The sequence below is a fragment of the Candidatus Deferrimicrobiaceae bacterium genome (assembly GCA_035256765.1).
In the GTDB taxonomy this organism is placed as follows: domain Bacteria; phylum Desulfobacterota; class Deferrimicrobia; order Deferrimicrobiales; family Deferrimicrobiaceae; genus CSP1-8.
The window spans coordinates 1-11,041 of sequence record DATEXR010000238.1 but is presented as its reverse complement, the minus strand read 5'-3'; the positions used below and the strand labels follow the sequence as shown (position 1 = coordinate 11,041).

The window sequence follows — 11,041 nt, the reverse complement described above, 5'->3', positions numbered from 1 at the left end:
CGGCCGCCGGGCGAACATCCGCCGGACCTCACGGTTCCGGCCCCGGCCGGCCCACCACCAGGACGGAGATGTTCAGCCGGTGGCGCAACTCGTCGATCGTCGAACCGTACAGCCAGTCGGTGACTCCGCGGTGGCCGTGGGCCCCGACGACGAGCAGCTCCACGCGGTGCCTTTCCACCATCTCCGGAAGGACCCGGACCGGGCTTCCGAACCCCAGCTCGACCTCCACGTTCACGTCGTACTTCCCCAGATCGATGGCATAGCGCTTCAGGCGCTCCAGGTCGGCGCGGCTCTCCGTATCCCCGATGTCCCGTCCGAGCGCCAGTGCGCCGGCGCTCTCCACCACGTGGATGAGGAGAAGCGGGCATTTCGCCGAGGCTGCCAGCGCCGCTGCGCGGGAGAGGACCTCGGCGTCGGTATCCCCGAAATCGAGGGCGGCGGCGACTTTGCCGAACGGCCGGGCAGGCTCCACGCCCTCCAGCTCGGGACCCTTGTGCACATCCGCGGGTTCCCGCCGTTTTCTTCTCCCGAGGAAGAACGGATCGAGGAGCACGAAGAGGAGCAGAAACCCCACCGCCGCGATGACCGGGATGGCGAGATACCGCGCCAGCATTCCCGACGTCCCCTCCTTGCCCATCCAGACGCCCACCTCGTCGATCACCAGCTTGGCGTTGAGGACGACGATGATCCCCGCGGTCGTCCAGGCAAGCAGCTGCACCCATGGCCGGATCGCGAAGGCTCCCATCAGCTTCCTGTCGCTCACCATGTGAATGAGAGGGATGACGGCGAAGGAGAGTTGCAGGCTCAGCACGACCTGGCTCAAGACCAGCAGTTCCCCTGTCGCCCGATCCCCGAACAGGACGATCGTCAGGACGGCGGGGACGATCGCCACGGCACGGGTGACGATGCGCCGAAGCCAAGGCCTCAGGCGGATATTGACGTATCCCTCCATCACGATCTGGCCGGCCAGGGTCCCCGTGATCGTGGAGCTTTGTCCCGCGCTGATCAGGGCGACCGCAAAGAGGATCGGAGCAAGTGCGCTCCCTACGATGGGGGCCAGCAGCTGATGGGCGTCCTGGATCGCGGCTACGTCGAAGAGGCCCGCCCGGTGGAAGACGGCGGCGGCCATGATCAGGATCGCCGCGTTGATGAAGAGGGCCAGGTTGAGGGCGACCACGGAATCGATCAGGTTGAATTTCAGCGACTGATGGATTCCCCGCGCGGTCTTTTCGACGCGGCGGGACTGCACCAGCGAAGAGTGGAGGTAGAGGTTGTGCGGCATGACCGTGGCCCCCAGGATTCCGATGGCGAAGTAGAGGGCATCGGAATCGGGAAGCGAGGGGAGGACCCCGCGTGCGATCCCGGGCAGGTCCGGGCGCGAGACGAGGATCTCGAACAGGAAGCAGCCCGCGATCGTCGCCACCAGGACCAGGATGAAGGCCTCCATCTTCCGGATCCCGGCCTGGTGGAGAAAGAGGATCAGGAACGTGTCCAAAGCGGTGATCAGGACCCCGTAGATCAGGGGGATTCCGAACAGGAGCTGGAGCCCGATGGCCGATCCGATCACCTCGGCCAGGTCGCAGGCGGCGATGGCCACCTCGCAAAGGATCCACAACGCGACGTTGACGGAAGCCGGGTACCGGTCCCGGCACGCCTGGGCCAGGTCCCGCCCGGAAACAAGCCCAAGCCGCGCGGAGAGGCTCTGGAGGAGAATCGCCATGGCGTTGGACATCACCAGGACCCAGACGAGGGCGTACCCGTACCGGGAACCGGCGGCGATGTCGGTCGCCCAGTTCCCCGGGTCCATGTAGCCGACCGCCACGAGGTAGGCGGGCCCGGCGAAGGCAAACAGCCGCCTCAGGAACCCCCGTTGCTCAGGGATCGTCACCGAGGAGTGGACTTCCGAGAGGGACCTCTCCTCGTTCACCCGTCATCCCCTTTTGCCGGAAGGGACAGGGTGAATTCGACTCCCCTTCCCTCCGGAAGATTTCGGACGGACAGAAGCCCGTCGTGCTGGTCGGCGATCCGGGAGCAGATGGAAAGCCCCAGGCCCGTCCCACCGTCCTTCGTAGTGTAGAAGGGATCGAAGATCCTTTCCAGCCGGTCTTCGGGGATCGCCGGCCCGTCGTTGCGGAGAGCGACGCAGGAGTACCCCTTCCCGCCCTGCCGCTCGGGGAATGCGAAGAAGGAGAGGGTCCCGCTCCCCCGGCCGGCCATCGCCTGCACCCCGTTGAGGGCGATGTTGAGCAGCAGCTGGGTCAGCTGGTCGGCGTCCCCCATCACCGTGGGGGGCTCCGCCCCGTCGTACCGGTCGATCACCGTCGTCACCCCCTCCCGGCGGGCCTGGGTCTCCACCAGCGACGCGACGCGATTCACCACCTCCCGCAGGTCGAGCGGGCGCCGGTCGGAGGGGGCCGGGCGGGCGAACGTGAGGAATCTCTCGGCGGTCTGCGCCAGCCGGTCGATCTCCTCCATGTGGAGGTCCAGCATCCGGCGCTCGGGGGCCTCGGGCGGAACGGCGTCCCGCAGGATCTCCGCCGTCCCCTTCATCGCGTGGAGCGGGTTCTTGATCTCGTGGGCGATCCCCGCCGTCAGCTCGCCGAGCGCCCCGAGCCTGCCCGCCCGGATGAGCTGCGACTCGATCCGGCGCTGTTCCTCCAGCGCCTCGGAGAGTTTGTTGGCAAGACGCTCCTGCTTCTCCCGCTCCCGGCGCTCCCGGTCGACGAGGAGTCCCGCCACCACGGCCACGATGTTGTACAGGAGGATCTCCAGCCCCTTTTCCAGGGCGTCCCCGGGGTCGCGCGCCACGAGGGAGAGGAACGCGTGGGGGAAATAGATGAGGGAGGCGAAGGCGGACACCGAGATCCCGCCGCGCACCCCTCCCGAGAAAGCGGCGAACAGGATCGGAAGGTAGTACAGGCGCCGGAGGACATCGTGGGCCCACGCGTACTCGACCAGGGTCCGGTAATGCAGGATCGTGATGAGAAGGCAGGGGATCCACGCGACGAGGACCATCCTCGTCGAGAACACCGGCCGCAGTTCGTCCGCCCATCCGTTCAGCAGGCGTTTTTCACCCATCGCGGCGGATCCCGTACTTCTCGATGCGGTAGACGAGGATGTGCCGGGGAACGTTGAGATAGGCCGCAGCCTGGGTGATGTTCCCCCCTTTCAGGCGCAGGGCACGCTCGATCACTTTCTTTTCGAGATCGACGAGGGAGAGTCCACCGGCGGGAAGAGGAGGCCAGTCGTCCGTGAATCCCTCCCCTCCCGGCTCGCCCGGCCGGGACGTTGGGGGAGCCGGCGGAAGATCCTCCACCGAAACCTCCTCCCCCCGGCACAGGATCACCATCCGCTCGCAGGCGTTCTTCAGCTCCCGGACGTTCCCCGGCCAAGGACGCGCGGTCAGCGCCTCCATCACGCCCGGCGGCACGGAGATCTCCCGGTCCGGGCTGATCTCCTTCATGAAGTGCTCCACGAGAGGGGGGATGTCCTCCGGCCTCTCCCTCAAGGGGGGCACGCGGATCTCGACGACATTCAGCCGGTAGTACAGGTCTTCCCGGAACGTCCCTTCCCGGATCCGCTCCGGAAGGTCCCGGTTGGTCGCCACCAGGATGCGCACGTCGACGGGAATCGGCCTGTCCCCCCCGACCTCGTCCACCACCTTCTCCTGGAGGACGCGGAGCAGCTTCGCCTGGAGGGGCAGGGGCATCTCTCCGATCTCGTCGAGGAAGAGGGTGCCGCCGGCCGCCTGGCGGAACTTCCCGAGGCGGTCCCGTACGGCGCCGGTGAACGCCCCGCGCGCGTGCCCGAACAGCTCCGACTCCAAAAGTTCCGCGGGGATCGCCGCGCAGTTGACCGCGACGAAGGCCTCTTCCGCCCGGGGGGACCGCACGTGGATCCGCCGGGCGACCGCCTCCTTGCCGGTTCCGCTCTCCCCCGTGATCAGGACGGTGGCTTCGGTCCGGGCCACCCGGTCGCCCATCTCCAGGACCCGCTTCATGGCGGGGGAGACGCTCACGACGCCCCGCTCCACTCCCGTGGCCCGGATCCGCAGGTCCCGGATCTCGGCGGTGAGACGCTGCCGCTCGAGGGCTTTTTCGACCGCCAGGAGCAGCTGCTCTCGGTGGAACGGCTTCCCGATGAAGTCGTACGCCCCCTCCTTCATCGCCTCCACCGCCGTATCGACGTTTCCGAATGCCGTGATGACGAGCACCGGGATGTCCCGGGATGTTTTCCGGATCCGGCGCAGCACCTCCATCCCCGAGATCCCCGGCATCTTGAGATCGGTGATCACGAGGTCGAATTTCCCCGGGGAGAAGGAGGCCAGTCCCTCGGTCCCGTCCGAGGCGGCCTCGACCTTGTACCCCGCCTTCCGCAGGTTGAACAGGGCCACTTCCCGACCCGCCCGGTCGTCGTCGATGAACAGAATGCGTCCCGACTTCACGCAGGTCCCCTCTGGGGGTCACCCCCCGTTTCGTCCGCCATCCCCGGGAGGGATGCGGCGGCTGTTCCCCCGGCTTTTTTTATCATGGCACGGCGCGGTCCCTCCTTGGAAGATCGAATGCCGGACCGTCCTTCCGATTCGATCCCGAACGACACGCATCTAACCGGATATGAACGCCCTGCCGGGAAATGACCGGAATCGACCGGATCGCACTGAGAAAGAAAGGGGGGAGCGCTTCCCGCCATCCGAGTATGTCGTTGCGGTCGCGTGCCTTTTCTTTCTCCTGTTCCCATCGGTTCGCGCCGACGGCCAGACGGAGGCCCTCTTTCCCCGCATCTCCCTCGTCCCGCGGGCATCCGGCTTCGTCAAGCCGGTGCAGGTCACGCACGCGGGAGACGGAAGCGGCATCCTCTACGCGGTGGAGCAGGGAGGCCGCATCCGGACGATCCGGAACGGGATTCCGGACTCCGCACCGTTCCTCGACATCGCCGACCGCGTTCTCGCGGGGGGAGAACGTGGCCTTCTGGGGCTCGCCTTTTCACCCGGGTACGCGGCGAACGGGCGGTTCTACGTGAACTACACGCGCATTCCCGACGGGGGCACGGTCATCGCCCGCTACCGGGCGACGGGGACCCCGCGCTCGGCCGACCCGGCTTCCGAGGAGGTCCTGCTCGTCATCGACCAGCCCTTCGCGAACCACAACGGGGGACAGATCGCCTTCGGCCCGGACGGCTTCCTGTACATCGGGACGGGAGACGGAGGTTCGGAGGGAGATCCTTTACGCAACGCCCAGAACCTCTCCTCCTTACTCGCGAAGATCCTCCGGATCGACGTGGAATCCGGTTCCCAGCCATACGCGATCCCGCCCGGAAACCCCTTTGCGGGAAGGCCTGCAGCGCGCGGGGAGATCTGGACCCTGGGCCTCCGCAACCCCTGGCGATTTTCCTTCGACCGCCTGTCGGGAGACCTCTACATCGGTGACGTCGGGGCGGGCTCTTTCGAGGAGGTGGATTTCCAGCCCGCGGGGAGCCCCGGCGGCGAAAACTACGGCTGGAACATCATGGAGGGGAACCACTGTTTCGGCGGGTCCGGCTGCGACAGTTCCGTGTTTGTCCCGCCGGTATCGGAATACGACCATTCCCTGGGCTGCTCCGTCACCGGAGGAACGGTCTACCGGGGAGCCGCCCATCCCCGGATGGAGGGGATCTACTTCTACGCGGACTTCTGCAGCGGACGGATCTTCGGACTGGCCAGGGAGGGAGCAGCATGGCGAAGCGCCCCGCTCCTGACCGTCCCGCTTTCGATCTCCTCTTTCGGCGAGGACGAGGCGGGAAACCTCTTTGTGACGGATCACGCCGGCGGGTCCGTCCACCAGATCGTCGCGGAGAATACCCCTCCCTCCGCCCCCGTGCTCGCCTTCCCCGCCGACGGGCAGACCGGGGTGACGGCGAAGGTGGTCTTCCGGTGGAACACGTCCGCCGATCCGGACGGCGACACCGTGACTTACCTCTTCTTCCTGGACACCGACCCCTCCTTCATGGGGACCGTCCCCGTTCCGGTCCCCGGGCCGACGGGGGGGACATCCTCAGCCGCAGGTTCCGGGTTTCCGGCCGCGCTCCCGGCCGCCGGACTTGCCCTGGCGGCGATCTTCGGGAAAAGGAAACGGATCCCGGCGTCCGTGGCCGTCCTTTTCCTCTCGGCATGCCTCCTGGCTTCCTCCGTACCGGGCTGCGGCGGAGGAGGCGGTGCGCAAGTTCCCGCGACGAGTGCGGTCACGCACGAGGTGTCGGAGCTTGCCCCCGGTACCGTCTATTACTGGAAAGTTGCCGCGGGAGACGGTGCCGCCTCTACGGAAAGCGCAACGAGGAGTTTTACGACCGGACCCCCGTGAACAGCCTCTCGCTACGGAAGGAGCCCGTCCCTGCGGAGCACGCGGCGTAGGAAATTTCTCGCGCGCCCCGTACTCGGACGCATGAAGATCTCCTTGGGCAGCCCGGTTTCCACGATCTCCCCGTGATCGAAAACCACGACCCGGTCGGCCACTTCCCGGGCGAAATCCATCTCGTGGGTGGCGATCAGGGTGGTCATCCCCTCCTCTCGACCGCCCCCAGCGAGAATCTCGCAAGGCGATTCTACACGGCATCCGCGCCGCTTGCCCAACGGTCTTTTCGGCGGGGAGGGAGCATCCCGGAAATCTCCGGATGGGAAAAGCCGTCTGACGGAATCCGTTCGCGTCGGGTGAAACGTTGCCCGGTTGCTTGAAAACGGGCAAGAAAATGCGGACCTGGGTCGGTATCCCGCTGGCTCAAGGCAGGAAGTGCGTGCCGCCGGCTCGCAGCCCGTTTTTTTCTCTCCCCGCCCTGCGGGGAGGTTCTGCGGTCCCCGGCGGACATGGGAGCCGACCGGTTCGCCGGCTCATTTCCCAGATCCGCATCATCATTATATCTCTCCGGCGCGTCACGCGCCACCGGAAATCGTATCCGGAAAGCGTATCAGGGAACCTGCGGCCCCGTGCGGTCGGTGGGGGAATCGCACGGGTCCTAAGGTGCCCAGGTCGAGAAAATCCTCCTCCAAAAACGATTCCGGGGGCGGCTCCAGCAGGTCCCCGAGAGCAGCGGTGAACGTGGGTACTCCCAGCCGCGATATCGTCTCCCCGGCTCTTTCCCCCGGAATCGCACCATGGCGCAAGACGGCGAGAACGTGCTTCACCGCCTCGATAACGCGGCGCGCGGGGATGCGGCCCACTCTCGTGCCGAACCGGACCCCTCCGTTTTCGTCCTGTCCGCCCCCCAGGAAGAGCATGTAGTGCGACGCCAGGCGGCCCGTACCCTCCCCCAGACCGGTGACGGAGCGGGCCACCCCCTGCAGGCCGATGTCGGCGAGCAGGTGCCGCCCGCACCCGTTGGCGCATCCGGAGATTCTCATGCTGATTCCGCGGCCCGCTGACACGTCGGTATCCCCGTAGCACAGGACCTCCTTCTCGATCAGGTCAGCAAGGGAGCGTACCCTCGTCGTTCCCACCGTGCAGGTTTCCGTCCCGGCACAGCGGGTAAGGGCTATATCCCCGGGAGGGCGAAACCCCGCCTCCCGTAACTTCCCCGCCAGGACAGCGGCAAGATCCTCCGGGACGTCCGAGACCAGGATCCCCTGCGCCTGCGTCAGCCTGACGGTCACATCGGCCTGTTCCGCGATCTCCGCCAGCAGGCGCAGTTGCTCCGGCGCCAGATCGCCGAGAGGCACTTGCAGGGGGACGGCTACGACCCCGTTCCCTCTCTGGAAGAACGCTCCGGGCCAACCCGGAGGCTTCTTCCCTTCGTGGGAACACGGGGAGGGCCGGATGGCCGGCTCCGGAAGTCTAAGCCTCCGCCCGGACGCGTTCTCCAATGCACGACGCTCGTCCACCACCGCCTGTCGGAAGGGATCTTCCCCCATCGAAAGGGCGACGAACTTGAGACGGGCCCTCCCCCTTCTCTGCCTGTCCCCAAGGCGGTCGAACAGGCGTAAGACGGCCAGGATCGTATCCCCGAGGTCGCCTGCCGGCGTGAACGGTTCCAGTGGGATTCCCGCCTGCGGCAGCGCGCCGAGCCCGCCCGCGAGGGTCACGCGGAAACCCGGGCAGCCGTTATCGGAGCGAACCGCCCGTACACCGACGTCATGGCAGGCAAGACCCACGTGGTCGCCACTCCCGCACCCCTCGAAGGCGATCTTGAACTTCCTGGGCAATCCTTGCCCGAGGGGGTTCCGAAGCAGGTACCTGCCGATCGCGTCCGCGTACGGTACTACGTCGAAGGGTTCGTCCCGCGCGATCCCGGCGAAGGGGCACACTACGACGTTGCGCACAGTATCACCGCACGCCTCGCGGGTGGTGAGCCCCCTTTCCGCGAGGAACGCCATCGCCTCCGGAATGTCCCGGATGCCGATGTCGTAGATGTGCACGTCCTGCCTTGTGGTCAGGTGGACAGGGCGCCCCGATGCAAACCGGTCGGCCGCATCGGCGATCGCGCGCAGGTGGAAAGGCGATGGGCGCCCGAGCGGGATCCGGATGCGGAGAAGGAAACGGTCCGTCCCCCCACGAATGGGATAGATCCCCTGAATGACCCGGACCCGGCGGAATTCCTCCGGCGAGATGGCACCGGACCGGACCGCGTCGATCGCCCGTGCCACCTCCTCGATTTCCGCCTGAACTTCCATGACCCGCTCCCCCCCCCGGATGCCCCTAGTGTAGCGTCTCGCAAATAGGCTGACGCACCGAGACCGTCGATGCGCCGCGCCGGCGAGGCGCGCGACTGAGGCGTACTGGAACGAAGTACGCCGCAAGGAGCGCAACGAAGCCGGAGCGGATGCAGCGGCGGTCGAATGCCAGGTTATTTGCGAGACGCTGCACTAGATCACCGGCCCGGTTTCTTCCGCGGCGAGAAGGCGCACGGGGCGCTCCCGGCAGAGGACAACTTTCCCCCCTTCCCCGTCGCGCCCGAACTCGAGCCCCATGTGGTGCCCAAACGCCAGCCGGGCGAGTTTTTCAAACTGGTCCGCCGTCCGGAGGCGGATCACCACCTTTTCCCCTGCCTCGAGGCGGTCGAGGAATCCCGGCGAGAGATCGAACTCGATCGGGCCCGCTTCCCGGGACAGGTCGATCAGGTTGCCGTCCGGCTCGGTCATAAGCCGCGCGTCGAGCCGGATCACCCGCGTCCGCGCCCCCACCGGGTCCGACCGCACCTCGCGGACGATCCCTCCCCCCGCGACGAACCCGTCCTCCGCGACCACAAACCGGCCCAGCCTCGGGTTTTCCTCGAAGGTGTCCGCGGCCAAAGGCCGGTGGAGCGTGAAGGTGACGTTGGCCACATCCAGGTTCTCCACCCGGTCAGGGTGCCGCTCGATGACCTCCAGCGTCGACGAGTTGATCCTCTCGGTGATCGTCGAGAGTGTCACCTCGGCCTCGCCCGTGGCGAGCTTCATGACATATCTCTGATTCAGTCGCATGGGGGCGATCCCCAGCCAGAATAGGCTCGCCGACACTTCACTCGCGGACGCCGGAACGTTTTCCCGGGTTCCCATCACTTCCCCCCGTTCCAGGAAGAGCTCGTCCTCGAGCGTGATGCCGGCGCACTCCCCGGCCGCGGCCTGCGGGCAGTCGGGACGGTTCCACTTCTCCACCGTTCGTACGACGGAGGATTTCCCCGACGGCGAAAAGGCCACGCGGGCGCCGGGGCGCACCGATCCGGACTCCACCCGTCCCGCGTAGATCCGCTTGCGGTCCCACACGTAGACATCCTGGACCGGAAACCGCAGCGGAAGGCCGGTCGCCTCCCGGGCGGGGGAAAACGAGTCGAGCGCCTCGAGAAGCGTCGGGCCGCCGTACCAGGGCATGCGCGAGGAATTCGCCGCGATGTTGTCCCCCTCCCTGGCCGAGATGGGGACGACATACGAAGGGACGATCCCGACGGACCCGAGGAACCTGCGGATCTCCTCCTCGATTTCGAGGAACCGTATCCGGCGGTACCCCACCAGGTCGAGCTTGTTGACCGCCACCACCACCTGCGGCAGGCCCAGAAGGGAGAGGATGTAGGCGTGGCGCCTCGTCTGCTCCCGAACCCCCTCGGCGCCGTCCACCAGGAGAATCGCCGCGTCGGCGGCCGCCGCGCCGGTGATCATGTTCTTCAGGAACTCCTTGTGCCCCGGGGCGTCGATGATGATGTAGGGGCGCATTACTGTGCGGAAGAAAGTCTGGGCGGTGTCGATCGTGATGTTGTGCTCGCGCTCCTCCTCGAGTGCGTCCATCAGATAGGCGAACTCGAACTCCCGCCCCTGCTCCCGGCAAGCGCGCTCGATCTCCCGGTACCGCTCCTCGGGAAGCGAGCCGGTATCGTAGAAGAGCCGACCGATCAGGGTGGATTTCCCGTGGTCGACGTGCCCGACGATGACTATCCGGAGCGTATCCGCAACGTTCACACCCACCTCGAAAAGCACGGGGACGTTCTATTGCCTTTGCAGAATCGGAAAGGAACCATCGCTACCGAACGCCGTCCCCGGTTTGTTACGATCCCGGCGCTCTAAGGAAAAGTTCAAGAACGTCCCTTTGCTCGTTACATGTAGCCCAGGGACCGCAGCTTCTGCATCATGTAGGCCGCCTCATGGTCTTGGGCGCGCCCGGCCCTCTCCGGCGTCTTCGTCTCCTTCAGCTCCTCGATGATCTCGTCGACGGTTGCGGCCCCGGAGGCGATCGGGAAGTTGCACGGAACGCATCCGAGGGACCGGTACCGCTTCCCGTCCCGCGCGAAGTAGAGGTCGCAGATGGAGATCTTCTCGCGGCGGATGAATTCCCAGACGTCGAGTTCGGTCCAGGAGAGGAGCGGATGGATCCGGACGTGCGTCTCCGGTCCGAAGGAGGTGTGGAATTGGTCCCAGAGCTCCGGCGGCTGGTCCTTGTACTTCCACTCGAAGTTTCTGTCCCGCGGTGAGAAGACCCGCTCCTTGGCCCGCGACCCCTCCTCGTCCCGGCGGATCCCGAGGAAGACCCCCTTGAACCCGTGCTTCTCGAGGACCTGCTGCAGCCCCTGGGTCTTGAGGGAATTGCAGCAGAGAAACCGCCCCTTCGCC

The 11,041-nt window shown here is 66.6% G+C and carries 8 protein-coding genes; 1 reads left to right on the top strand and 7 read right to left on the bottom strand.

Annotated features, from left to right (window positions below; genetic code table 11):
• Positions 1–28: 28 nt before the first annotated feature.
• The 3 genes from VJ307_07985 to VJ307_07975 are packed head-to-tail and all read right to left on the bottom strand — an operon-like array spanning position 29 to position 4,444.
• The gene (locus VJ307_07985; protein ID HJX74083.1) at positions 29–1,927 is read right to left on the bottom strand and encodes an Nramp family divalent metal transporter; all 1,899 of its coding nucleotides are present in this window, start codon (positions 1,925–1,927) and stop codon (positions 29–31) included.
• Positions 1,924–3,078 carry an ATP-binding protein gene (locus tag VJ307_07980; GenBank protein HJX74082.1) on the bottom strand — a complete coding sequence of 385 codons (1,155 nt, stop codon included), beginning with the start codon at positions 3,076–3,078 and terminating at the stop codon, positions 1,924–1,926. The genes VJ307_07985 and VJ307_07980 overlap by 4 nt, the downstream gene beginning before the upstream one ends.
• Entirely contained in the window at positions 3,071–4,444 is a 1,374-nt protein-coding gene (locus VJ307_07975) for a sigma-54 dependent transcriptional regulator (GenBank protein ID HJX74081.1), read from the bottom strand. The genes VJ307_07980 and VJ307_07975 overlap by 8 nt, the downstream gene beginning before the upstream one ends.
• 373 nt (positions 4,445–4,817) lie before the next feature.
• Between VJ307_07975 and VJ307_07970 the strand changes: the two genes are divergently transcribed.
• Complete coding sequence (locus VJ307_07970) at positions 4,818–6,335, top strand: PQQ-dependent sugar dehydrogenase (protein ID HJX74080.1); 1,518 nt, start codon at positions 4,818–4,820, stop codon at positions 6,333–6,335.
• A gap of 11 nt (positions 6,336–6,346) precedes the next feature.
• Here VJ307_07970 and VJ307_07965 read toward each other — a convergent pair whose 3' ends face one another.
• From VJ307_07965 to cysD, 4 genes are all read right to left on the bottom strand, one after another.
• The gene (locus VJ307_07965) at positions 6,347–6,532 is read right to left on the bottom strand and encodes a hypothetical protein (GenBank protein HJX74079.1); all 186 of its coding nucleotides are present in this window, start codon (positions 6,530–6,532) and stop codon (positions 6,347–6,349) included.
• Positions 6,533–6,901: 369 nt separating this feature from the next.
• A complete protein-coding gene (locus tag VJ307_07960) occupies positions 6,902–8,635 on the bottom strand; it encodes a nitrite/sulfite reductase (protein ID HJX74078.1) in 1,734 nt (577 codons plus the stop codon).
• A gap of 192 nt (positions 8,636–8,827) precedes the next feature.
• A complete protein-coding gene (locus VJ307_07955) occupies positions 8,828–10,393 on the bottom strand; it encodes a GTP-binding protein (protein HJX74077.1) in 1,566 nt (521 codons plus the stop codon).
• A 134-nt stretch (positions 10,394–10,527) separates the two neighbouring features.
• Positions 10,528–11,041: sulfate adenylyltransferase subunit CysD (gene cysD, locus VJ307_07950; GenBank protein ID HJX74076.1), on the bottom strand; the 514-nt coding region annotated here is incomplete at its 5' end.